This is a genomic window from Cupriavidus sp. FW305-46, assembly GCF_058787075.1.
Window position 1 is genome coordinate 90304 of sequence record NZ_JBYSZI010000014.1, and the last position, 23842, is coordinate 114145.

Sequence of the window (23842 nt, forward strand, 5' to 3'; positions counted from 1 at the left end):
GGCGCGCGCTGCATCACGGCGCCCCGTTGGCCGATCCTAGCCCAAACCCGCCGTCAAAGTAAAGCGGGAGGCCGGTTTGCGGGCGTCGGCGCGCGCACGGTGCTACGATGCTGGCCGGAGACAACTCAAGGCCGACCGATCATGTCCGGAACCCGATTCGACACGCTGGCACTGCACGCCGGCGCCGCGCCAGACCCCGCCACCGGGGCCCGCGCCACCCCCATCCACCTGACCACGTCCTTCGTGTTCCGCGACAGCGAGCACGCCGCGTCGCTGTTCAACATGGAGCGCGCGGGGCACGTCTACTCCCGTATTTCCAACCCCACCGTGGCCGTGCTGGAAGAGCGCATCGCCGCGCTGGAGAACGGCGCCGGCGCCATCGCCACGGCCTCGGGCCAGGCCGCGCTGCACCTGGCGGTGGCCACCCTGATGGGCGCGGGCTCGCACGTGGTGGCCTCGTCGGCGCTGTACGGCGGCTCGCACAACCTGCTGCACTACACGCTGCGCCGCTTCGGCATCGAGACCACCTTCGTCAAGGCGCGCGACATCGACGCCTGGCGCGCCGCGATCCGGCCCAATACCCGGCTGCTGTTCGGCGAGACCCTGGGCAACCCGGGGCTGGACGTGCTGGACATCCCGACGCTGGCGCAACTGGGCCAGGACAACGGCATCCCGCTGCTGGTGGATTCCACCTTCACCACGCCCTACCTGCTGCGCCCGTTCGACCACGGCGCCGGCCTGCTCTACCACTCGGCCACCAAGTTCCTGGGCGGCCATGGCACCACCATCGGCGGCGTGCTGGTGGAAGGCGGCACCTTCGACTTCGAGGCCTCGGGCCGCTTCCCGGAACTGTCCGAGCCGTACGAGGGCTTCCACAACATGGTGTTCACCGAGGAAAGCACGGTGGCGCCCTTCCTGCTGCGCGCGCGCCGCGAGGGCCTGCGCGACTTCGGCGCCTGCATGAACCCGATGGCCGCCTGGCAGCTGCTGCAGGGCGTTGAGACGCTGCCGCTGCGCATGAGCCGCCATGTCGACAACACCCGCAAGGTGGTGCATTTCCTGGTCTCGCACCCGATGGTGGAGTCGGTGTCCTACCCGGAACTGGAATCGCACCCCGACTACGAACTGGCCAAGCGCCTGCTGCCGCGCGGCTGCGGCGCGGTGTTCAGCTTCAACCTGAAGGGCAACCGCGTGGCCGGCCAGCGCTTCATCGAGAGCATGTCGCTGTTCTCGCACCTGGCCAATGTGGGCGACGCGCGCTCCCTGGTGATCCACCCGGCCTCGACCACGCACTTCCGCATGGACGCGGCGGCGCTGCAGTCGGCCGGCATCACCGAGGGCACGATCCGGCTCTCGATCGGGCTGGAAGACCCGGATGACCTGATCGACGATCTCAAGCGCGGCCTGAAGGCGGCCGAGAAAGCGATGAGCGGCAAGGGAGGGCAAGCCTGATGGAACTGACCATTGCCGGCCAGCCGGCCTACGCCTATACCGGCGGCAAACCCTTCGATCCCGCCCTGCCCTGTGCCGTGTTCGTCCACGGCGCGCAGAACGACCACAGCGTGTGGGCCCTGCAGACGCGCTGGTTTGCCAACCACGGCTTCTCGGTGCTGGCGGTGGACCTGCCGGGCCACAACCGCAGCAAGGGCGCGCCGCTGGCCACCGTCGAGGCCATGGCCGACTGGGTCATGGCGCTGGTGGCGGCCGCCGGCGTGAAGACGCCGGCCTTCGTGTTCGGCCACAGCATGGGCTCGCTGATCGCACTCGAATGTGCGGCGCGGCATGCGCAGGCGGTGCGCGGTATCGGCCTGCTGGCGACGGCCTACCCGATGAAGGTCTCGGACGCGCTGCTGGACGCCTCGCTCAACCGCGAAGGCGACGCCATCGCCATGGTCAACACCTGGTCGCATTCGAGCCTGGCCAACAAGCCGTCTTCGCCGGGGCCGGGCGCGTGGATGCACGGCGGCAGCCAGCGGCTGATGGAACGCGTGTCGCGCAACAACCCGCAGGCCCATGTGTTCCACAATGACTTCTCGGCCTGCAATGCCTACGCCCATGGGGAAGAGGCCGCCGCCGCAGTGGCCTGCCCGGCGCTCTTCATCACCGGCACCAAGGACATGATGACGTCGCCCAAGGCAGCCCAGGCGCTGGCCGGCAAGATGGCCAAGGCAAGCCTGGTCACGGTGCCGTGCGGCCACGCGCTGATGGGCGAACGCCCGGATGAAGTGCTGGACGCGCTCGCGGCCTTTGCGCGCAAGGTGGTCGCGGCCGGCTGAGCCTGGCCCCGGATGGCTGGCCGGCCACGCCGGCGGCCAGCGTCCCGACACCCCGGTGCAGAAGGTCTACACTGCACAAAACAAGACCTGCCGGAGACAGCCATGGCCCACGCCCGCGCGCGCGAGTTCGAGAACTTCGCGGCCTTTTATCCCTACTACCTGAGCGAACACCAGAACCGTACCTGCCGGCGCCTGCATTTTGCCGGCTCGACGGTAGCGCTGCTGTGCCTGGTGGCACTGGTGGTCACCGGCAATGCATGGTGGCTGCTGGCCGCTGTGCTGGCAGGTTATGCCTTTGCCTGGGTCGGGCACTTTGGTTTCGAGAAGAACCGGCCCGCTACGTTCCGGCATCCGCTCTACAGCCTGATGGGAGACTGGGTGATGTATGCCGATATCTGGCGCGGCAAGATTCCGTTCTAAGCAACCTCACTGCCGCAGGGGGGCGGGCCTTACACCTGCCCATGCCAGCCCGGCGGCACCACTTCCAGCGTGCGCCGCTGAGGGTGGCTCCCCCCATCCCCTTCAGTCGGCGGCAGATTGGCCGGCTGCTGCCGGAACACCGCCTCAAGCGTCTGATCCAGCTGCGGATTGTCCAGGACCGACTTGAGCGCATCCGCCCCTTGCAGCTGCTGCGCCAGCGCGGTGCGCGGCAGCCGCGGCAGGTTCAGCACCAGCCGGTCATGCAGCGTGCGCAACGTCACCTGTGACGGATTGCACAGCAGTGCCCAATGGGCCTGACCACGCTCCTGCTGCAAGCGCCCGACCAGATGCATGGCCTTGAGCTTGCCCAGCAGGTCCGACAGGTAATCGGCCTCGACCCGCAGCTTGCGGCCCAGGTCCAGTTCGCCAACGCTGCGCGGCACCTCGTCGCGCGCGCGGTAGAGCAGCAGCAGCACGCCCAGCGCATCGAAGAACTCGCTGCCGGCAAAGGTGCGGCGGCGCCAGTAGCCCTGCCGGATCACCGGCAGGTTGGCGGCAATGGTCGCACCCAGCAGCGTCACCAGCCAGCTCAGGTAGATCCACAGCAGGAACAGCGGCAACGCGGCGAAGGTGCCGTAGACCGCGGTGTAGGCCGGGATCTCGGTGATGAAATAGCCGAAGCCGCGCTTGGCGAACTCGAACGCGACCGCCGCCACCAGGCCAGCCACGATGGCATCGCGCCATTCGACATAGGCATTGGGCACCGCCGTGTACAGGAAGGCGAAGGCCAGCGCCGACAGCAGCACCGGCGTCGCGCCCACCAGCAGCCCCAGCCCCACCGGCATGGTGCCGACATAGCCCGCCGAGACCGAGATCAGGTAGGAGCTGATCGACAGGCTCGCGCCGATCAGCACCGGCCCGAAGGTCAGCACCGCCCAGAACACCAGCACCCGCTGCGCCAGCGGGCGGCGCTGCTTGACGCGCCAGATCGCGTTGAGCGCGTCTTCCACGGTCAGCATGGTCAGCACCGAGGTGACCATCAGCCCGCCCAGGCCCATTGCGGTCAGCCCGCGCGCGCTCTTGGCGAACATGCCGAGGTAGCGCTGGATCGATTCACTGACGTTGCCGGGGATCAGGTTCTGGAACAGGAACGCCTCGATGGCGTTGCGGAAGTCGCGGAACACCGGGAACGCGGCCAGCAGCGCGAACGCCACCGTCAGCACCGGCACCACCGCCAGCACGGTGGTGAAGGTCAGGCTGGCCGAGACCTGCGGCAGCCGGTCTTCGCCGGCGCGGCGCAGCGCATAGCGCGCCAGGGCGCGTACCTTCTGCAGGTTCCATTCCCGGCGCAGGCGGGCAACGCGAGGTCCAATCATGCGCAAACAACCTCCTGGATCTGGTTCTGACGGATAAACAGGCGGCCCGCGGCACCGGGGGCGCGAAGCCGATGGGAGATGGCGCGGGGGGCGCATCTATAATACGCGCATTGCTTCCGGCACCTTTCGCGCAACACCACCCCGCCACCGCCGGCCATCCCGCTCCATGACCGACATCCTCGTCCTGTATTACAGCCGCCACGGCAGCACCCGCAAACTAGCCGAACTGATTGCCAACGGTATCGACAGCGTCCCCGGCGCCCAGGCCCGGCTGCGCACGGTGCCGCCGGTTTCCACCGTGTGCGAGGCCACCGCGTCCGATATCCCGGCCGACGGCCCGCCCTATGCCGAGCTGCGCGACCTGGAGGAATGCGCCGGCCTGGCCCTGGGCAGCCCCACCCGCTTCGGCAACATGGCCGCGCCGATGAAGTACTTCCTGGACGGCACCGTGGCGCAGTGGCTGTCGGGTGCGCTGACCGGCAAGCCGGCCTGCGTCTTCACCGCCACCGGCAGCCTGCACGGCGGGCAGGAAACCACGCTGCTGTCGATGATGCTGCCGCTGCTGCACCACGGCATGCTGATCCTGGGCCTGCCGTATTCGGAGAAGGGCCTGATGACCACGGCCTCGGGCGGCACACCCTACGGCCCCAGCCACCATGCCCACGGCGACAACCGCGGCCCGGTCACGGAAGACGAATCGGGACTGGCCATCGCCATGGGCCGGCGGCTGGCGCAGACCGCGCTGCGCCTGGCGGGAGGCGCGGCATGAGCCCCATCCCCGAGAGCGACCAGGCGCTGCACAGTCCCTGGCTGTACCGGTTCAGCGTGGGCAGCCTGCTGGCGCTGATGGTGCTGTGCATTGCCTGGGAATGGTTCCTGGCGCCGCTGCGCCCTGGCGGGTCGTGGCTGATCATCAAGTTCCTGCCGCTGCTGCTGCCGCTGCGCGGCGTGCTCACGCGCAACCGCTACACCATGCAGTGGTCGTCGATGCTGATCCTGCTGTTCTTCACCGAGGGCATCGTGCGCGCCACCAGCGACCGCGCGCCCTCGTCCACGCTGGCGTGGGTGGAGGTGGCGCTGACGCTGGTGTTCTTCACCAGCACCATCCTGTACCTGCGCCCCTACAAGCGCCGCGCCCGTGCGGCGGGCAAGCCAGCCGCGCCCAAGTCCTGACCCTCACTCCGCCATCGCCATGACCTCGCCTCAAGACTCCTTCCTCGCACTGTGCCGCGCCGCGCTGGGTGCGCAGCACGTGCTGACCGATGCAGCCGACAAGGCACCCCACCTGACCGACTGGCGCAAGCGCTATCGCGGCGAGGCGCTGGCGGTGCTGCGCCCCGGCACCACCGAGGAGGTCGCGGAGGTGGTCCATGCCTGCCATGCGCACAAGATCGCCGTGGTGCCGCAAGGCGGCAACACGGGCCTGTGCGGCGGCGCCACGCCGGTGGCCGGGCAGGAGCAGGTGGTGGTCTCGCTGCAGCGGCTGCACCGCATCCGCCAGGTCGATCCGCTCAACAACACCATCACGGTCGAGGCCGGCGTGGTGCTGCAGCACCTGCAGGAGGTGGCGCGCGAGCACGGCCGGCTGTTTCCGCTGAGCCTGGCGGCCGAAGGCAGCTGCACCATCGGCGGCAACCTGTCGACCAATGCCGGCGGCACCGCGGTGCTGCGCTACGGCAATACGCGTGAGCTGTGCCTGGGCCTGGAAGTGGTGACGCCGTCGGGCGAGATCTGGCACGGCCTGCGCGGGCTGCGCAAGGACAACACCGGCTACGACCTGCGCGACCTCTTTATCGGCGCCGAAGGCACGCTCGGCATCATCACCGCGGCGGTGATGAAGCTGTTCCCGCTGCCGCGCGCCTCGGTCACCGCGCTGGCCGCGGTGCAGAGCCCGCGTGCCGCGCTGGCGCTGCTGGCCATCGCACAGTCGCATGCGGGCGCCATGCTGACCGGGTTCGAGCTGATGTCCGCGCTCAGCATGACGCTGGTGACGCGGCACTTCCCGCAGCTGCGCTATCCGTTCGCAGACATCCACCCGCAGCTGGTGCTGCTGGAACTGTCCGACAGCGAAAGCGAAGCCCATGCGCGCGGCATCTTCGAAACCATGATGTCGGCCGCCTTCGATGCCGGCGTGGTCGCCGACGCGGTGGTGGCGGAATCGGTGCAGCAGTCGCGCGATTTCTGGAACCTGCGCGAGCATATCCCGCTGGCGCAGGTGGAAGACGGCAAGAACATCAAGCACGATATCGCCGTGCCGGTGTCGCGCGTGGCGGACTTTATCGAGACCACCGACGCGCTGCTGCAGAACGCCTTCCCCGGTGCGCGCATGGTGACCTTCGGCCACCTCGGCGACGGCAACCTGCACTACAACGTGTCGCCGCCGGAAGGCGTCGACCACGAAGAATTCCTGGCGCACCAGGACCAGGTCAACCGCATCGTGCACGACAGCGTGCGCTCGCATAACGGATCGATTTCCGCCGAGCACGGGCTGGGCCAGCTCAAGCGCGAGGAAAACCGGCTTTACAAGAGCGAGGTCGAGCTGGCGATGATGCGCGCGATCAAGGGCGCACTCGATCCGCAGGGGCTGATGAATCCGGGCAAGGTGATCTGAGCGCGCCGCGCCATCATCGCACCAGTGCCTCGCGGATATATGCCGCCACCGCCTCCAGCAACTGGTCGAGATGGCCGCGCAGCACGGCGAAGCCGCCGTGCTGCGCGAACCTTGCCTCGTCCATATAGAGCGCGCGGTTGATTTCGATCTGCAGGCTGTGGCAGCCGCGCGCCGGGTCGGCATAGGCGCGGATCAGCTCCGCGCCCTTGTATGGCCAGTTGATGCCCACCCGGTAGCCGTAGCCGCGCAGGCACTGCGCCACCAGCTCTATAAACACCGGCGAGCAGGTGGCGCCGTCGCCGTTGCTGATCACAAAGTCAGGCCGCTCCGCGCCATTGTCCACGTTCATCGCATTGCCGCGCGATTTCATCGAATGGCAGTCGATATGCCACACCGCGCCCGAGCGCGCATGATGCTGCGCCAGCAGGCCGGACAGTGCTGCGTGGTAGGGATCGTAGTAGGTCTTCAGCAGGTATTCCGCCATGTCCGGCGACAGCCGCGCGGCGTACACCGGCACGCCCGGCAGCGCCAGCCGGCGCAGCACGCCCATGCCGCGCCCGGACTTGTCGCTGGGCTGCACCGCATAGGGCATGGCGCCGTCGATCAGCGCCGGATCGATGTCGTCGCGGGCGCGGTTGACATCCACCATCCAGCGCGGAAAGCCCGCGCACAGCAGCGTGCCGCCCACCATCGGCGCATGCGCGAACAACTGGTCGACATAGGCGTCCCAGCCCGTCAGCAGGGCTTCGGGGGGCGCCGCCAGCGGCAGGGTCTCGGCATGCACCAGCCCGCTGTGCGGGGAGTCCACCACCAGCGGCAGCGCCGCGCCGGCCGGTTCAGTCAGCGAATAAGGAAGGGCCATTATCAGAATTTGTGCTGAATGCCGATGCCGACCGTGGTCACGGTGTCACCGGGCTTGTGCGAGTTGGGATCCTCGCGATCGAAGAAGACATAGGGCATGGTGCGTTTGCTCAGGCTGTAGCCATAGCCGGCCTGCACCTTCTTGAGCCGGCCTTGCGGGTCGCGCTGTACCGCGCGCTCCATGTAGTTCACGGTGAGCTTGTGGGCGCCATAGGGCACGGTGAAGCCGACCAGCCAGTAAGGCACGTCGGTGCGAGTGGCGGCAGTGCCCGCGTAGCGGTCGCGCCCATAGATGCCGTAGATATTGACCACGGTAAAGTCGTACGACGCCGCGGCCTGCACCTTGTCGCGGAAATCATTGGCCACCAGCCCGCCGGTCTTGGCATCGCGCGAATAGCCCACGCCCGCGGCAAAGTTGCCGGCAGCGTAGTTGAGGCCAAGGTCGTACTGGCGGAAGTCATCCTCGGCCTGCACCGGCGACCTGGCGTTGGGCGTGGCCGGATCGGGTCCCGCCAGGTTCACGCGCGCCCGCACTGAAAAGCCGCCGAACTCCGGCGTCATATAGCCCAGCGCGTTCGACACACGGTTGCGCGCGTTCAGCACCTTGGTGCCGATGGCGGTGGCGCCCGCATCATGGATGACGAAGTCGATGTTCTGCGTCACCTGCGAATAGATCGGCGATCCGACGATGGTGGCAGAATCCAGCCGCCCCATCGCGATCGCTCCGAAGCCTCCCTGCAGTCCGACAAAGGCATTGCGAAACTGCGGGTTGGTGGCCGTACCGCTGTCGGCGGCAAAGCCCTGCTCCAGCCCGAACGCGGCGCGCAAGCCCCCGCCCAGGTCTTCGCTGCCGCGCATGCCCCAGCGCGAGGCGTTGTCGACCATCTGCGTGGCACGGCCGTCCGGCCCCTTCTGGTATTCGATATCGGTGTCGAGGCGGCCATACAGCGTCACCGATGCGTCGGCCGCCGCCGACAGCAGCGCCAGCGCGCCGCCGATGCAGGCGCATGCGAGCGCGCTCTTGGTCTGGATACCCTTCATGCTTCTGCTCCCTCTCTTGTTGTGTGCCAACGCACAATTCCCCCTCGGGTGATCCCAACTGCCGCGTTGTCTGTCCGCGCAGCGCGCACGCTCCCCGCCCGCCGCGCGCGCGGCGGGATGGCATCGATGCACAGGGGGAGCGTGGGCCGGCCGGGCGGCGGCTATCTAGTCATTCAAGTGGCAGGCGGACAGCCGCCCACCGATATCGCGCAGCACCGGCACTTCGGCCGCGCAACGCGCGCTCGCATGCGGGCAGCGCGGATGGAAGGCACAGCCCGTGGGCGGCGCCAGCGGGCTGGGCAGTTCGCCGCGGATCGGCTGGTGCGCGGGCGGGCTGGCGCCCAGGCGCGGCGCGTCGGCCAGCAGGGCACGGGTATAGGGATGGTTGGGCGCAGCGAACACGTCGCGCGCAGCGCCGCTCTCGACGATGCGGCCCAGGTACATGATCACCACGCGGTCCGACATATGCTCCACCACCGCCAGGTTGTGGCTGATGAAGACATAGGTCAGTTCGTGCTCGCGCCGCAGCTGCATGAACAGGTTGATGATCTGCGCCTGCACCGAGACGTCGAGCGCGGACACGGCCTCGTCGCAGATCAGCAGGCGCGGGCGCAGCGCCAGTGCGCGGGCAATGGCCACGCGCTGGCGCTGGCCGCCGGAGAATTCATGCGGAAAGCGCTCGGCATAGCTGGGATCAAGCCCCACCTGCTGCAGCAGATCGCCGGCGAACGACGCCGCGCGCGCACGCTTGACCATGCCGTGATAGACCGCGCCTTCGGTAATGGCCTGGCCGATACGCAGCCGTGGGTTGAGCGAGGCATAGGGGTTCTGAAACACCATCTGCACGGCGCGGTGATAGCCGGCGGACGCGATATCGGCGCGCCTGCCTTCCCACGCAATCTCGCCGCCTGTCTGCGGCAGCAACCCCGCAAGCATGCGGCCCAGCGTCGACTTGCCGCAGCCGGACTCGCCGACAACGCCCAGCACCTCGCCCTTCTTCACCTGCAGCGAGACATCATTGACGGCATGCACCGCCTGCACCGGCTTTCCGGCCATGCGTCCCAGCAGGCCGGGCTTCATGGAGAAGCGTTTCTGCAGGTTGCGCGCTTCGAGCATGACTGTCATGCCACCTCCAGGGGATAAAAGCAGCGCAGCGTCCGGCCGCGCACAGTGGTTTCGGCGGGCGCCTGGCGGCATGCGTCCTGCGCGCGCTGGCAGCGCGGCGCAAAGGCGCAGCCCGGTGGCAGCGCGGCCAGCGCCGGGGCCGCGCCCGGGATCGCGCGCAGCGTTGCGCCGCGCATGGCCGGCGTGGGCAGCGAATCCAGCAGCCCGCGCGTGTACGGATGCAGCGGCCGCTCGATCAGGTCGGCGACCGGGCCCTGCTCCACCACCCTGCCCGCGTACATCACGCAGACGCGGTCGACCAGGTCCTTGACCACGGCCAGGTCATGGCTGATCCAGATCGCGGCGGCACCGGTCTCGCGCACCAGCTGCTTCATCTCGTAGAGGATCTGCGCCTGGATGGTGACGTCCAGCGCGGTGGTGGGCTCATCGGCAATGATCAGGTCCGGGCGGTTGATCAGCGCATTGGCGATTGCCACGCGCTGGCGCATGCCTCCCGACAGCTCATGCGGATAGGCGCGCATGCGCTCCTCCGGCGCCGGGATGCCCACGCGCGTGAGCGCGTCGACTGCCTGCGCGTGCGCTTGCGCGCGGGTGCGGCGGTGATGCACCAGCACGGTCTCGGCCAGCTGGTCGCCCACGCGCATCACCGGGTTGAGCGACATCATCGGGTCCTGGAACACCATCGCGATGCGGTCGCCGCGCAGCGCCTGCCACTGGCGCGGCGAACACGCCAGCAGCTCCTGCCCCTTGAAGCGCACCGAACCGCCAGTGACGCGCCCGGGCGGGTCCAGCAGGTTCATCAGCGAAAACGCCGTCACCGACTTGCCCGAGCCCGACTCGCCGACGATGCCGAGAATTTCGCCCGGCTCCAGCGCGAACGACACGCCATCCACCGCCTTCACCGCCCCGCGCGCGAACGCGAAGCTGGTGCTCAGGCCGGTAACTTCCAGTAGTGCCATGCCGGGCTCCTTACCCTTCCAGCCGCGGATTGAGCACGCGGCGCAGGCGGTCGCCCACCAGGTTGATCGAGCCGATCAGCAGCACCAGGGCCACGCCCGGGAAGATGCTGATCCAGTACTTGTTCGACAGCATGTATTCGAAGCCATTGGCGATCAGCATGCCCAGCGACGGCTGCGTGCGCGGCAGCCCGATGCCGAGGAAGCTCATGGTGGCCTCCAGCGTGATCGCATGCGCGATCTGCAGCGTGCCGGTCACCACCAGCGGCGCCATGCAGTTGGGCAGGATATGGCGGAACATCACGCGCAGCGCCGGCAGCCCCTGGCCAAGCGCGGCCTCGACATATTCCTTGCGCCGCTCCACCTGCGCCGCGCCGCGCACGGTGCGGGCAAAGTAGGCCCACTGCACGATCACCAGCGCCAGCAGGGTCTTGTCCACGCCCTGCCCCAGCACCGCCAGCAGGATCAGCGCCACCAGCACCGCGGGCAGGCTCAGCTGCAGGTCGACCACGCGCATGATGGCGGCATCCGCCACCCCGCCGAAGTACGCCGCGGCCAGGCCCACGGCGCTACCCACCATCAGCGCCACCATCGCGCTGATCACGCCCACGCCCACGCTGATGCGGATGCCATAGAAGATGGCGCTGAGCAGGTCGCGCCCGGCGCCGTCGGTGCCCAGCCAGTAGTGCGGCTGGCCTTCGTAGCCGATGCTGCCCGGCGGCAGTTCGGAATCGATCACCGAAACCGTGGCGAGGTCATAGGGATTCTGCGGGCTGATCACGTGGGCCAGCGCGGCCACCAGCAGCAGCGCCACCAGCAATGCCAGCGCGGCGGCAGAGACGCGCTTGGCGCAAAAGCGCCGCAGCAGCGAGGGCCGTGCCGCAGGCGGTGCGGCGGCAGGCGCCGGTTCCGCCGCGGCCGGCGCAAGCGCGGGCACGGCGGTGTCGGCTTCAGATACAGGCAGGGACATCGGTTCAGTCTCGTTATTTTGGAGGGAGAAAAGCGGCAGCGGAGGCGGGGTCTAGGCCGGCTTGTGCCGCAGGCGCGGGTCCAGCACCACGTAGAGCAGGTCGACCACCAGGTTCAGCACCACGAACAGCACCAGCGTGACCAGCAGGTAGGCCACCACCACCGGGCGGTCCAGCGCCAGCACCGAATCGATGATCAGCTTGCCCATGCCGGGCCAGGAGAACACCGACTCGGTCACCACCGAGAACGCGATCAGGTGGCCGAACTCCAGGCCGACCACGGTGACGATCGGGATCAGCACATTGGGCACCACGTGGCGCAGCACCAGCCGCGCGCCGCCCACGCCCTTGGCGCGGGCAAACTTGATGTACTCCTGGCCGGCCACTTCGCGCGTGCCGGCCTCGGTGAGGCGCGCGACCAGCGAGATCTTGAACAGCGACAGCGTCAGCGCCGGCAGCAGCAGAAAGCGCATGCCTTCCCAACTGGTCACCGACAGCGGCACGCCCAGCACCGTGCTGACCGGCCCGCGCCCGCCCGAAGGCAGCCAGCCCAGGTTCACCGAGAACACCAGGATGCCGATCATGCCGATCCAGAAGGTCGGCATGATCACGCCGCCGAGCGAGCACGCCATCAGCATCCGCGCCAGCCGGCTATGCGGCTTGAGGCCCGCAAACACGCCCATCGGGATGCCGATGCCCAGCGACAGCAGCAGCGCCGTCACGGCCAGTTCCAGCGTGGCCGGCACGCGGCTGACGATCAGCTCGATCGCCGGCCGGTTGTAGATGAAGGAATCGCCCAGGTCGCCGTGCAGGGCGCCCTGCAGGAAGCGCAGGTATTGCTGCGGCATGGGCAGGTCCAGGCCGAGCGCGTGGCGCGCCTCGGTGATTTCCTGCTCGGTGGCGGTGGGGCTGACCAGCAGGTGCACCGGGTCGCCGATCAGGTTGACCGCGCAGAAGGTCAGCACCGACATGATCCACAGCACCGCAAGGCTCTGCAGCAGCCGTTTGAGAAGGGTTTCGAACATGATGGTTAAGGGCGGGAGAGTCCGTGGCGCGGGTCAGCGTTGCGGGGCGGCGGGCGGCGCCGGGCGGATATTGCTGGCATAGGTGAAACCGTCGCTGCGCGGCTGCACCGCGAGCCCGTCGCGATAGGCCCACGCGGCGCGCAGGTGATGCAGCGGCACGATGCCCGCGTCGGCGGCCAGCTGCTCGGCCGCGCGCTGCTGCACCTGGTCGCGCGGCGCCGGCGCCATGGTATGCATCGATTCCTCGATCAGCGCATCCACTGCCGCGTTGGCATAGCCGCTGCGGTTGTTGGCGCCCAGCCCGGCGGCCTTGTCCTGCGCATGCGCCACCGCCACCAGCGGCTCCAGTGAATCGCCGCTGACCGCGCCGATGCCCAGCAGGAAGGCGCTGAACTCAGGCTTGCCGCCCTCGCCGCCCGAGGTGGCGCGGGTGATGTAGACCGAATACGGCAGCGTGCGCACCTCGGTGCGGATGCCGGCGCGGGTCAGCATCTGCCCCACCGCCTCGCAGGTCTTGGCGTCGTTCAGGTAGCGGTCGTTGGGGCAATGCAGCGTCAGGCGGAAGCCCTCGGGATAGCCGGCCTCGGCCAGCAGGCGGCGCACCCGCGCGGCATCGGCACGCGGCGCCGGCACCGCCGGGGCAAAGCCGAAGAAGCCCTGCGGCACCATCTGCCCGGCCGGCACGGAATCGCCCCTGGTCACGCGCGCCGCGATCAGGTCGCGGTCGATGGCCAGGCTGATGGCCTGGCGCACCCGGGCATCGCGCAACGGATTGGCCGCCAGCGGCTGGCCCGCGTTGTCCTGCACATAAGGCGACACCGCGCGCGCCTGGTCCAGCTGCAGGTAATTCAGCATGTACGAGGTCGCCGATACGGTGCGGATACGGCCGTTGGTGCGCGCAAAGGCTTCGGCGATGCTGGCCGACGAGGCGTCGATCACATCCACCTGCCCCGACAGCAGCGCCGAGGCCCGCGCCGGCTCCTTCGGGATGAACTGGAACACCACCCGCTGCCAAGGCTGCGGTGCGCCCCAGTAGCCCGGATTGCGCGCCAGCGTCAGCTGCTGGCCGTGCTCCCAGGCCACCAGCCGGTAAGGGCCGGTGCCGATGCTGGCACTGCCATGGGCAAAGTCGGCCTCGCGCACGGCCTTGCCCAGCGAGCGCGGCAGCATCGCCACCATGCCGATGTTCTGCGGCAGCACCGGGTTGGGCGAGCGCGTGCGCACGCGCAGCGTCAGCGGCCCCGTCACCTCCACCGCCGCGACGGACTTCAGGTAGGTGCGGAAGGTACGCGCGCCGGGCAGCTTCATGGCGCGCTCGATCGAATAGCGTGCGTCCTCGGCAGTGAACGGCTCACCATTGCTGAAGCGCACGTCCGGGCGCAGCTGGAATTCCCAGTTGCGATCGTCCAGCTGGCGCCATGCCGTGGCCAGCTGGGGCACCAGGCGCAGCGCATTGTCCAGTCCGACCAGGGTCTCGTACACGTGGCCCCACAGGTTGCGGCCGGCGGCGTCCAGCACATGGGGATCGGCGGCGCTGATCTCGGCCTTGTAGCCGATGCGCAGGTCGGCGGCATGCGCGGCGTGGCCGGCCGCGAGCAGCGCGAGGGTGGCCAGGGCAGCCGCAATACGTGACGCCAGGTGGACAGCAAGCTGAGACATGGGGATCTGGTTTGTTTGTCGAAACATTGTTTCATTCAGTGATACCGCGTATCGAAGAATAAGACATCGAGGCCACTGTCGATAAGCAGGGTTTACCCCCTGTGATTCGCGCGGGCAAAGAAAAAGCGGCGCCGAAGCGCCGCTTTTGAGATATCGGGGATTTGCGCGGTCCTGCCCCGCGCCCAGCCGGATTCAGCCGCCGGTATGGCCGAGCGCGCGTGACAGCGCGGCGGCCTCCGCCACCACCATCGCCACATGCCGGTCCAGCGCCTCCTGCGTGGTCCGGCTGGCCGGGCTGGCGATGCTCAGCGACGCCACTGCCGCGCCGCTGTGGTCGCGCAGCGGCGCGGCGGCAGAGACAGCATCGGCATCGCGCTCGCCGAGCGATACGGCGTAGCCGGTGGCGCGGATCGCCGCAAGCTCGTCGCGCAGGGACTGCGGCTCGATGATGGTCTTGGCGGTGAAACGTTCCAGCTGGTGCGCCAACACGGCGTCCAGCACCTCGGGCGCGGCGAAGGCAAGCAGCAGCTTGCCGGAGGCCCCCACATGCAGCGGCCGGCGGTTGCCGATCTCGGTATGCACGCGCACCGATTGGGTCGACTCATGCCGCGCCACACACACCGACTCCAGCCCGTCGCGCACGCGCACGATCACGTTCTCGCCGCAGGCCGCGCCGATCGCCGCCAGCCGCGGCGCCACCAGCTTGACCAGGTCGAACTGCTCGCGCGCGGCATTGCCCACCAGCAGCGCGTTGTAGCTGAGCTTGTAGACCGCCGCCGGCGACTCGCGCGCGATCAGGCCGCGGTGCTCCAGCGTGGTCAGCAGGCGGAAGGCGCGCGCCTTGGTCAGTCCGGCGCGCCTGGCCAGCTCGGTCACGCCCAGCGACGGATGCTCGGCCACCAGCATCAGCAAACCCAGCGCTTCGTCCACCGCTTCAACGATGTAAGTCATCGATCCTTCTTGCCATGTTCATAAATGTCCCATCGCGGATTGTAGCCGCCACAAGCATGCGGTATGCACTGCGTCACACGGACAGGCGATTCAGGAGCGCCGCGAAGGAAGATGAATCAGGCAGCCTCCGGCGATGAGCGCATCACCTGCGAATCCCCCAACTGGGAATTTCGAACGCAAGCCCCGGCTTTTGATCGGCAGTACCCGCGCGCTGCAAGCGCTCGGCATGCAGCCGGGCGCTGTGCTCTGACCGCCAGACGGTGGAGTTCCGCCAGGCAATGCCGCATTCTGGCGCGCATGAGGCCGCGCGCCCGAGGCAATCACCAGCGTCCCGCAACGCGGCCTAGACCTGCACCCGGCTGCGCTTGAGCTGGAACGCCACGGTCACCCGGTCCGCCGGATAGATCGTGTCGGTGATCTCCAGGATCCTGCCCTGCGCGTCCTTGTAATGGCGGATCAGCCGCAGGCCGGGCGAACCCGGCTCGGCGCCCAACGCCCTTGCCAGCCGCCCATCGATCAGCACGCCGTGGATGACCTGCCGGATCTCGGCGATGGCCACGCCGCAATCGCGTTCGATCAGCGCGCTGACCAGCAGCTTGGGGTTGTTGCGGATGGTATCGGCCAGGTGCGCCAGCGAGGCGTCGATGTAGATGTCGGCGTGCGCAACCGGCGTGCTGCCCTTGCGTGCATCGACCCGCGTGCCGGAAAAACGCAGCCATTCGCTGCCGATCGGCGCCTCCAGCAGGCGGGCCTCGGCGCGGTCCAGCGTGACGCTGTGCACCGCCTCGATGCTGCGGATCTCGGTGGCTGCCACCCGCACCAGATCTTCGGCGGTGCCGAACGACTGAGTGTACGAGGCCTCGGGACTGGCGCTCTCGACGATGGTCCCCACCGCCTTCTTGCGCGAGATATAGCCCCAGTCCTGCAGCAGCTTGAGCGCCGCGCGCACCGTATGGCGGCTGACCCCATGCTGCCCGGCCAGCTCATGCTCGGTCGGCAGCAGGCTGCCGACCACGCGGCGGCCCTCGACGATATCCCGGACCAGGGTGCTGGCCAGCTCGGCATAGCGGGTCGAGGCCGCCCCGCCAGGAGCCACCGGTGCTTCCGCCCGCTTGTCGTTCAGTTGGTTGCGCATGGCGATGAGCTGGCCCCAGGCCGCTCCATGGAAATGGGTCCGCGCATTGTAAGGCAAGCGGCGGCGCCCCGGGACCGCGCGCCTCAGGCCGCGAAGAAGCGCTTGTCGGCTTCGGCCGGCACCGTCATGCCGGTGACCTTGGCCTTCTCCAGCACGCCCCAGAAATAGCGATAGGTGGCACGGTCATGCAGCTCGCCCTGGTGCTGGATCGGGCCCCAGTCCGCGTCCTGCGCCGCGCACAGGATGCCGGCCGCGTCCTCCACCTCGGTGAAATCGGGACGCATGGCATTGACGATGGGCAGGATCTGCGCCGGATAGATGCTCCACATGCGCAGGAAGCCAAACTGGTTGCGCGCGCGCGTGGCATCGCCGCCGATCACCTCGGCATCCTTCAGGTTCAGGCAGACGTTGTGCGCCGGCACGATGCCGTTGGCCAGCGCCGCGGCCACCATGTCGGCCTTGGCGCGCGCCAGCAGCGCGTGCTCGAACTGGCCGGGGCTGCGCATCGCCGCCGCCGGGATGGCGCCGTGGTGGCCGCTGACAAAATCCATCAGGCCGAAGTCCAGCACCTCGATATTGGGCAGCGCCGCGATCTGGAACACATCGCGCAGCGCGCCGTGCGTTTCCACCAGCACGTGGACCGGGATCTCGCGGCCAAGCCCGGCCTTGCGCGCGGCCTGGCCGATGTATCCGATCACCTCGGCCACCTGCTGGTGGCTGGTGGCCTTGGGCACGGTGAGATAGGCCAGGCGGCTGCCGGCCTCGCCCACGATGATGTCGACGTCCTGCCGCCAGGCCGGATGCGCGGGATCGTGGATGCGCGCGCCGGCGCGGCCGTGGCGGTTGCGCTCCGACGCGATCATGCGCGCCACCATGGCGGCATGCTCGCGCTCCTGGCCGGCGGCGGCGCCGTCTTCGCAATCGCAGGTCACGTCAAAGACGGGGCCGTACTCGACCTGCAGGTCGAAAGCCTTGCCGATCAGCTTTTCGCTGCCGGCAAAGTGCTCGCACGCGGCCAGCACCGGGAAGGATTTCTCGCCGGCAAACAGCGCGTCGCGCGGATGGGTGGTGGTCATGGATGGCTCCTGGAAGCGGATGTTGGAATGGGTACGCAAGCCGGCTCAGCGGCCGCGGCGCGGCATGGCGATGGTGTAGTCGAGGTCCAGCACCACGTTGGCCGGATGGGCGGGCTTGCCGTCGGCGGCGGGCGGAAACACCACCGTGCCGGCTGCTGCGTTCTTGATGCCGATGGTGCGCAGGCGCAGCGCGCCGACATGCGCCAGCCCGAGGTCGAGCTTTTCCACCACCTGGGTGGCGCAGGCGATGGTGTCGCCGGCATAGGTGGGATTGACGTGGCTGCCGCCGTTGATCGCCAGCATCGACAGGCCGTTCTCCAGGCCGTCATAGGAGAGCGCCTTGCACAGCGAGATGATGTGGCCGCCATATACCAGGCGCTGGCCGCCCCTGGCCGCCATCGCAAAGCCGTCGAAATGCGCCCGGGCCGTGTTCTGGTAGAGCCGGGTGGCAATGCTATGGTCACTGTCGTTGACCGTCATCGCGCCGGGGTGGTCAAGGCGCTCGCCCGCCGCGTAGTCTTCCCACAGGTCCTGCACGCCGGTCATGGCGCAGATCTCGCGCACGCCGGGGCCGTAGCCGCCATGCCAGAGCCGCGCTGCCGGCACCACCGGCCCGGTCGCGGGCAACACGGCCTCGCCGCAGGCGGCGGCGTGGTCGCGCTTGTGCACCATGACCCAGCGGATCCAGGTCAGCACCGCTTCACCGTGCTGGTTGTGCGCGGTAGAGCGCACATAGACCACGCCGCTCTTGCGGTTCGAGTTCTCCTTCAGGCCGATCACCTCGCTCTCCACCGACAGCGTATCGCCCGGATAAACGTGGGCCAGGAAGCGCACATCGGCATAGCCCAGGTTGGCCACGGCATTGAGCGAGATGTCCGGCACGGTCTTGCCGAACGCGGTGTTGAACACCAGCAGGTCTTCCAGCGGCCGGCGCGCCAGCCCGAGTTGCGCCGCATTGGTGTCGGCAGTGCCCGGCGCCGCGCGGCTGCCGGTCAGGCCGATGTACAGGCTGCGGTCGCCTTCGGTCAGCGTGCGCGGCGTGGCGTGGCGCATGCGCATGCCCACGCGGAAGTCTTCAAAAAAATTGCCGCTCCGGTTCTTCTGCATGGCTCCTTCTCTCCTCGACTGGCGGAAGATCTCGTCTCCCACTATCACTATGTCCGTACATAATGGACGGAGCGACTACGTCTGTCAATGATCGGGAGAAGGTTGAAGGTATCCGGGAAAATTAGGGGAAATTATCCCACCCAATACGGGTGGCCCGGCCGATTTGACTTGTCACCCAAGCGCTCTTATCTCTTACTATGTACGTACATAAAGCCGGATACCGGACATCGCAGGAACCGACCAAAGGAGCGCAACGTGCAAAATCTGACCGACGAGCGGCGCATGATCCAGGACGCCGCGAGGCAATTCACCATGGACCGCGTCCTGCCAATCGCCAACAAGCTGGACCCCGAGAAAGGCCAGATCCCGCGCGAGCTGATCGATGAAATGGCCGAACTGGGCTACTTCGGCATCCTGATTCCCGAGGAATACGGCGGCCTGGGCCTGGGCGCCTATGAGTACTGCCTGGTGGCCGAGCAGCTGTCGCGCGGCTGGATGAGCGTGGGCAGCATGATCGCGCGCGGCAACGGCCTGATCGGCGCGCTCAAGGGCCTGTCGCCCGAGAAGAAGGCGGACTACCTGCCGCGCATGGCGCGCGGCGAATTCCTCGGCGCATTCTCGCTGTCGGAGCCCAACGCCGGCTCCGACGTGGCCAATATCTCGTGCCGCGCCGTGCGCGACGGCGACGACTGGGTCATTACCGGCAGCAAGTACTGGTGCACCTTCGCCGACGAGGCCGACTTCATCTTGGTGGTCTGCCGCACCGACCCCGTGATCGACCCCAAGGCCCGCCACCGTGGCCTGTCCGCCTTCATGATCGAAAAGCCGCGCGGCCAGCTGCCCGAGGGTGTCAAGGGCAGCCCCATCCCCAAGATCGGCTACTACGGCTGGAGCACCTGGGAGCTGGCTTTCGACAACTGCCGCGTGCCGGCCGACAAGATGGTCGGCGAGGAAGGCAAAGCCTTCTACCTGACCACAGCCGGCCTGGAAACCGCCCGCGCCCACACCGCCGCGCGCTCGATCGGGCTGGCCCAGGGCAGCCTGGAAGATGCCATCCTGTACGCACGCGAGCGCGCCCAGTTCGGCAACCCCATCGGCAACTTCCAGGCGATCCGCTTCAAGCTGGCGGACATGGCCACGCAGATCGAAGCCTCGCGCGCGCTGCTCTACGCCGTGTGCGAGCAGATCGACGACGGCCAGCGCTGCTCCACCGAAGCGGCCATGGTCAAGCTGTTCGCCAGCGAGATGTCGGAGCGCGTCACCAGCGAAGGCCTGCAGGTCCACGGCGGCGCCGGCTACACCACGCACTTCGCGGCCGAGCGCTACTGGCGCGATGCACGCCTGACCAAGATCTTCGAGGGGACCTCCGAGATCCAGATGCGCATCATCTCCGATGCGATGCTGGGCAAGGTCGAAGCCTGAACGCCGGAGCCTGACCATGCACGCCTCCACGCCATCGACGGATCTTGCCGGCGCCGGCATCAGCCGGCAGGCGGCGCGTTTCGCGGTCGACCGCGCATTGCGCTTTCCCGAGCAGGCGCTCGGCATTGCCCGCCTGTCAGTCTATGACTTCTTCGCGGTGGCGCTGGCCGGCGCCAGCGAGCCCGTCAGTCAGGCGGTGCGCGGGCTGGTCCGGGGCGAAGCCGGCGCCCCGCGGGCCAGCGCCTTCGGCATGGCCGAACGTGTGCCGGCGCGCGCAGCGGCGCTGCTCAATGGCGCGGTCTCGCATGCACTGGACTACGACGACACCCACTTCGACTTTGTCGGGCACCCGACCGTCGCCGTGTTGCCCGCCGCGCTGGCGCTCGGCGAGCAACAGCAGGCTGACGGCAAGGCCGTGCTGGAAGCCTTCCTGACCGGCGTCGAGGTGACCTGCCGCGTGGGCGGGTGGCTGGGCCGGCCGCACTACAACGCCGGCTTCCACCAGACCGCCACCTCGGGCGCCTTTGGCGCCACGGCGGCAAGCGCGCGCCTGCTCGGGCTCGATGCGGCGCAGGCTGGCTACGCATTTGGCCTGGCCGCCACCCGGGCGAGCGGCCTCAAATGCCAGTTCGGCACCATGAGCAAGCCCTTCCATGCCGGCATGGCTGCATCCAGTGGGGTCGAGGCGGCCACGCTGGCCGCCCTCGGCTTCATTTCGCGTCCCGACGCAATCGAGTGCGCCGGCGGCTTTGCGGCCACGCACGGCGCGCGCGAAGGCAACGTGGCTGCCCCCTTCGACGGATTGCCGGACGTCTTCCGTTTTGCCGATGTGCAATACAAGTTCCACGCCTGTTGCCACGGCACCCACCCTGCCCTGGAGGCGCTGCTGGCGCTGCGCGCGGACCACGCCTTGCATGCGCAGGACATCGAACGGGTCACGCTGCGCATCGACCCGCAGTGGCTGCCGGTCTGCTGCATCGAACGGCCGCGCACCGGCCTGGAAGCCAAGTTCAGCCTGTCGCTGACCGCGGCGATGATACTGGCCGGCATCGACACCGCTGCGCTCGATTCATTTGCCGACGCGCGCTGCGAAGACCCCATGCTGCTCGGCCTCGCCCGCCGCGTGATCATCGAAGCCGATCCGGCGATTGCCGACACGGCCTGCCACGCGCGCGTCGACACGCGCGCCAGCAACGTCCACACCACACACGTCGAACTGAGCGATCCGATGCCTTACGCGCACAAGGCCGCCAAGCTCAGGACCAAGGCCGCGGCCCTGGTCGGCGCGGCACAAGCGGAAGCGCTGTGGACCTTCGTCGAGGAACTCGATGCGCTGCCGGCTGCCGCGCTGTATCCCCGCATCCACGCTTTCATGGCCGGCGCCTCCGCCTGAGCCACCCCTCGGAGTCAAGCATGCAGCAATCACAACCGTCCGCTTCCAAGCCCGCTGGCGCTCTCGCCGGCCTGCGCGTGGTAGACCTCACCCAGATGCTGGCCGGCCCGTTCTGCACGCAGGTGCTGGCCGACCACGGTGCCGAAGTCATCAAGGTCGAAGCCATGACCGGCGACGGCACGCGCGTCACCGGCCCCTTCTGCGCCGACGACACGCTGCGCGACTTTGGCGGCTATTTCCAGAGCGTGAACCGCAACAAGCAATCGATCGCCGTCGACCTGAAGACCGAGGCGGGCCGCGAGATCGTGCGCAAGCTGATCGACCGCGCCGACATCGTGGTCGAAAACTTCCGCGCCGGCGTGATGGAGCGCCTAGGGCTGGCCTATGAGACCCTGCGCGAGACCAATCCGCGCCTGGTCTACGGCACCGTGCGCGGCTTCGGCGATCCGCGCAGCGGCGCAAGCCCCTATGCGCAATGGCCGGCCTATGACGTGGTCTCGCAGGCCATGGGCGGCATGATGGGAATCACCGGCCCGGACCGCGATACGCCCACCAAGATCGGCCCCGGCGTGGGTGACACCGTGCCGGCGCTGATGCTGTGCATCGGCATCCTGGCCGCGGTGCATCGCGCCCGCGAGTCCGGCGCAGGCCAGTTCGTCGACGTGGCCATGACGGACGCCGTGCTGGCCATGTGCGAGCGCATCGTCTACCAGACCTCCTACACCGGCACCGTGCCTGCGCCGGAAGGCAACCGCCACCCCCTGCTGTGCCCGTTCGGCCTGTTCCGCGCCCGCGATGGCCATGTCTCGATCGCCTGCGCCACCGACGCCTTCTGGGCCCGGCTGGCCCATGCCATCGGCCGGCCCGACATGGCCACCGACGAGTGCTTCGCCACCAACGCCGCGCGCGTGCGCAACGCGCAGCAAGTGATTGACGCCATCGAGGCCTTCAGCACGGCGCGCACCAAGGAGGAGATCGCACAGTGCCTGGGCGGCAAGGTGCCGTTCGGTCCGGTCTACACCTCGGCGGAGATCTTCTCGGACCCGCACTACCGTGTGCGCGAAATGCTGGCCGACGTTGAGCAGCCGGGCTCGGCCACGCCGGTCAAGATCGCCGGCGTGCCGATCAAGCTCAGCGCCACCCCCGGCGCGGTGCGCCAGCGCGCGCCCATGCTTGGCGAGCACACCGACGCGATCCTGCTGGCGGTGGGCTATGCGCAGGAAGAGATCGGGGGCATGCGCGCGGCCGGGGCAATCCGCTGACGTCACCACACACCCGTCAACAGGAGACACAATGAAACTGAAAGCACTCTTCACCGGGCTGATGCTCGCCGCGGCGGCGACGGCCAGCCACGCGCAAGCCTACCCCTCACGCCCGATCCGCCTGATGGTCGGCTTTGGCGCCGGCGGCCCCACCGACGTAGCCGCCCGCAGCTACGCCGCGCGCCTGGGCGAGATCCTCAAGCAGCCGGTGATCGTCGATAACCGCGCCGGCGCCACCGGCGGCATCGCTGCCAACATGGTCACGCATGCGGATCCCGACGGCTATACGCTGATCTTTGTCACCAGTCCGATGATGACGATGGTGCCAGTGGTGCAAAAGGCGGTTGGCTATGATCCCGTGAAGAGCTTCACCCCGATCGGTCTGGTCAGCGACTATGCCAACGTCCTGCTGGTGAAAGCCGGCTCACCGGTGCGCAGCGTTGCCGACCTGACACGCACCGCAGCGAAGCGCAACGGCATTACCTACGGCTCCGCCGGCATCGGCGCGTCCAACCATCTGTGTGCCGAGCTGCTGGCGCAGATGTCCGGCACCACCATGCTGCATGTGCCCTACAAGGGCAGCGCGCAGGCGACCACCGACCTGCTCGGCGGCAAGATCGACTTCATGTTCGACGCTACCGGCACCGCGGTGGGACAGATCCGCGGCGGCACCGTAAGGGCGCTGGCCGTGACGTCGGCCCGCCGCAGCCCGGCGCTGCCCGACGTGCCGACCATGGCCGAAGCCGGCATCAGGCACTACAGCATGAGTGGCTGGTTTGCCGTGCTGGGGCCGCCCAACCTGCCGCGCACGGTGGTGGACACACTCACCCGGGCCAACCTTGCGCTCGGCCGCGACAAGGCCTACGAAGAAAGCATCCGCAAGGCCGGCTATGAGCCCATGCTGACCGGGCCCGCGGAGCTGACCGAGCACATCACGCGCGACCTCGCGCTGTGGCGCGGCGTGGCCGCCAAAGCCGGGATCCGGCCGGAATAGGCCCGCGGCGCTCGCAGCGCGTGAAACCATCAATTCTTATGTTCAGGAGCAGCAAAATGAGTGGATCCATGCAAGGCAAGGTGGCGCTGGTAACGGGCGCCGGTGGCGGAATCGGGCGCGGCATCGCGCTGGCACTGGCCGCCGCCGGCGCCAAGGTGGTGGTCAATGACCTCGGCGTGTCGAT

23 protein-coding genes are annotated in these 23842 nt (G+C 68.5%); 11 read left to right on the plus strand and 12 right to left on the minus strand.

What is annotated here, in order from left to right; all coding sequences use genetic code 11:
• Window positions 1-141 precede the first annotated feature (141 nt).
• The 3 genes from AC3WON_RS09510 (at window position 142) to AC3WON_RS09520 (ending at window position 2696) form a co-directional block, all read left to right on the plus strand.
• Window positions 142-1452 (plus strand): O-acetylhomoserine aminocarboxypropyltransferase, encoded by a 1311-nt coding sequence (locus AC3WON_RS09510; RefSeq protein ID WP_492351683.1) that lies wholly within the window; start codon window positions 142-144, stop codon window positions 1450-1452.
• On the plus strand, window positions 1452-2276 hold the full coding sequence (locus AC3WON_RS09515; protein WP_492351684.1) for an alpha/beta fold hydrolase: 825 nt from the start codon (window positions 1452-1454) through the stop codon (window positions 2274-2276). Before AC3WON_RS09510 ends, AC3WON_RS09515 begins: the two co-directional genes overlap by 1 nt.
• Before the next feature lie 102 nt (window positions 2277-2378).
• Complete coding sequence (locus tag AC3WON_RS09520; RefSeq protein WP_492320468.1) at window positions 2379-2696, plus strand: Mpo1-like protein; 318 nt, start codon at window positions 2379-2381, stop codon at window positions 2694-2696.
• 29 nt (window positions 2697-2725) lie between these two features.
• Here AC3WON_RS09520 and AC3WON_RS09525 read toward each other — a convergent pair whose 3' ends face one another.
• Window positions 2726-4072: a YihY family inner membrane protein gene (locus AC3WON_RS09525; RefSeq protein WP_492320467.1), complete on the minus strand. Its 1347-nt coding sequence runs from the start codon at window positions 4070-4072 to the stop codon at window positions 2726-2728.
• A gap of 166 nt (window positions 4073-4238) precedes the next feature.
• On the opposite strand from AC3WON_RS09525, the gene wrbA reads away from it, so the two are divergent.
• Genes wrbA through AC3WON_RS09540 form a run of 3 tightly spaced genes read left to right on the plus strand, consistent with a single transcriptional unit; the run spans window position 4239 to window position 6683 of the window.
• On the plus strand, window positions 4239-4841 hold the full coding sequence (gene wrbA / locus AC3WON_RS09530) for an NAD(P)H:quinone oxidoreductase (RefSeq protein ID WP_340529997.1): 603 nt from the start codon (window positions 4239-4241) through the stop codon (window positions 4839-4841).
• Entirely contained in the window at window positions 4838-5245 is a 408-nt protein-coding gene (locus tag AC3WON_RS09535) for a DUF2069 domain-containing protein (protein WP_035817523.1), read from the plus strand. The genes wrbA and AC3WON_RS09535 overlap by 4 nt, the downstream gene beginning before the upstream one ends.
• Window positions 5246-5264: 19 nt before the next feature.
• The gene (locus AC3WON_RS09540; RefSeq protein ID WP_492320466.1) at window positions 5265-6683 is read left to right on the plus strand and encodes an FAD-binding oxidoreductase; all 1419 of its coding nucleotides are present in this window, start codon (window positions 5265-5267) and stop codon (window positions 6681-6683) included.
• A gap of 13 nt (window positions 6684-6696) precedes the next feature.
• On the opposite strand, the gene AC3WON_RS09545 is transcribed toward AC3WON_RS09540, so the two are convergent.
• From AC3WON_RS09545 to AC3WON_RS09595, 11 genes are all read right to left on the minus strand, one after another.
• Window positions 6697-7545, minus strand: a complete 849-nt coding sequence (locus tag AC3WON_RS09545; RefSeq protein WP_492351685.1) for an N-formylglutamate amidohydrolase — start codon at window positions 7543-7545, stop codon at window positions 6697-6699.
• 2 nt (window positions 7546-7547) lie between these two features.
• Window positions 7548-8585, minus strand: coding sequence for a porin (locus AC3WON_RS09550; RefSeq protein WP_492351686.1), 1038 nt, complete (start codon window positions 8583-8585; stop codon window positions 7548-7550).
• Window positions 8586-8750: 165 nt separating this feature from the next.
• Complete coding sequence (locus tag AC3WON_RS09555; protein WP_492351687.1) at window positions 8751-9710, minus strand: ABC transporter ATP-binding protein; 960 nt, start codon at window positions 9708-9710, stop codon at window positions 8751-8753.
• Window positions 9707-10669, minus strand: a complete 963-nt coding sequence (locus AC3WON_RS09560) for an ABC transporter ATP-binding protein (RefSeq protein WP_492351688.1) — start codon at window positions 10667-10669, stop codon at window positions 9707-9709. Before AC3WON_RS09560 ends, AC3WON_RS09555 begins: the two co-directional genes overlap by 4 nt.
• 10 nt (window positions 10670-10679) lie before the next feature.
• Complete coding sequence (locus AC3WON_RS09565; protein WP_492351689.1) at window positions 10680-11636, minus strand: ABC transporter permease; 957 nt, start codon at window positions 11634-11636, stop codon at window positions 10680-10682.
• 51 nt (window positions 11637-11687) lie between these two features.
• Window positions 11688-12659, minus strand: coding sequence for an ABC transporter permease (locus tag AC3WON_RS09570; protein WP_492320460.1), 972 nt, complete (start codon window positions 12657-12659; stop codon window positions 11688-11690).
• Between the two features lie 33 nt (window positions 12660-12692).
• Complete coding sequence (locus tag AC3WON_RS09575; protein WP_492351690.1) at window positions 12693-14318, minus strand: ABC transporter substrate-binding protein; 1626 nt, start codon at window positions 14316-14318, stop codon at window positions 12693-12695.
• Between the two features lie 192 nt (window positions 14319-14510).
• Window positions 14511-15269: an IclR family transcriptional regulator gene (locus AC3WON_RS09580; RefSeq protein ID WP_492351691.1), complete on the minus strand. Its 759-nt coding sequence runs from the start codon at window positions 15267-15269 to the stop codon at window positions 14511-14513.
• A gap of 343 nt (window positions 15270-15612) precedes the next feature.
• The gene (locus tag AC3WON_RS09585) at window positions 15613-16404 is read right to left on the minus strand and encodes a GntR family transcriptional regulator (RefSeq protein ID WP_492351692.1); all 792 of its coding nucleotides are present in this window, start codon (window positions 16402-16404) and stop codon (window positions 15613-15615) included.
• A gap of 83 nt (window positions 16405-16487) precedes the next feature.
• Window positions 16488-17480 (minus strand): HpcH/HpaI aldolase/citrate lyase family protein, encoded by a 993-nt coding sequence (locus AC3WON_RS09590; RefSeq protein ID WP_492351693.1) that lies wholly within the window; start codon window positions 17478-17480, stop codon window positions 16488-16490.
• Window positions 17481-17525: 45 nt separating this feature from the next.
• A complete protein-coding gene (locus AC3WON_RS09595; protein WP_492320455.1) occupies window positions 17526-18587 on the minus strand; it encodes a MaoC family dehydratase in 1062 nt (353 codons plus the stop codon).
• Window positions 18588-18842: 255 nt separating this feature from the next.
• Between AC3WON_RS09595 and AC3WON_RS09600 the strand changes: the two genes are divergently transcribed.
• The 5 genes from AC3WON_RS09600 to AC3WON_RS09620 all read left to right on the plus strand — a co-directional run.
• Window positions 18843-20009 carry an acyl-CoA dehydrogenase family protein gene (locus tag AC3WON_RS09600; RefSeq protein ID WP_492351694.1) on the plus strand — a complete coding sequence of 389 codons (1167 nt, stop codon included), beginning with the start codon at window positions 18843-18845 and terminating at the stop codon, window positions 20007-20009.
• 16 nt (window positions 20010-20025) lie between these two features.
• The gene (locus AC3WON_RS09605; protein WP_492351695.1) at window positions 20026-21402 is read left to right on the plus strand and encodes an MmgE/PrpD family protein; all 1377 of its coding nucleotides are present in this window, start codon (window positions 20026-20028) and stop codon (window positions 21400-21402) included.
• A 20-nt stretch (window positions 21403-21422) separates the two neighbouring features.
• Window positions 21423-22664: a CaiB/BaiF CoA transferase family protein gene (locus tag AC3WON_RS09610; protein ID WP_492351696.1), complete on the plus strand. Its 1242-nt coding sequence runs from the start codon at window positions 21423-21425 to the stop codon at window positions 22662-22664.
• A 31-nt stretch (window positions 22665-22695) separates the two neighbouring features.
• Window positions 22696-23658, plus strand: a complete 963-nt coding sequence (locus tag AC3WON_RS09615) for a Bug family tripartite tricarboxylate transporter substrate binding protein (RefSeq protein WP_492320451.1) — start codon at window positions 22696-22698, stop codon at window positions 23656-23658.
• 56 nt (window positions 23659-23714) lie between these two features.
• A partial coding sequence (locus tag AC3WON_RS09620) for an SDR family NAD(P)-dependent oxidoreductase (RefSeq protein ID WP_492320552.1) occupies window positions 23715-23842 on the plus strand: 128 nt, incomplete at its 3' end.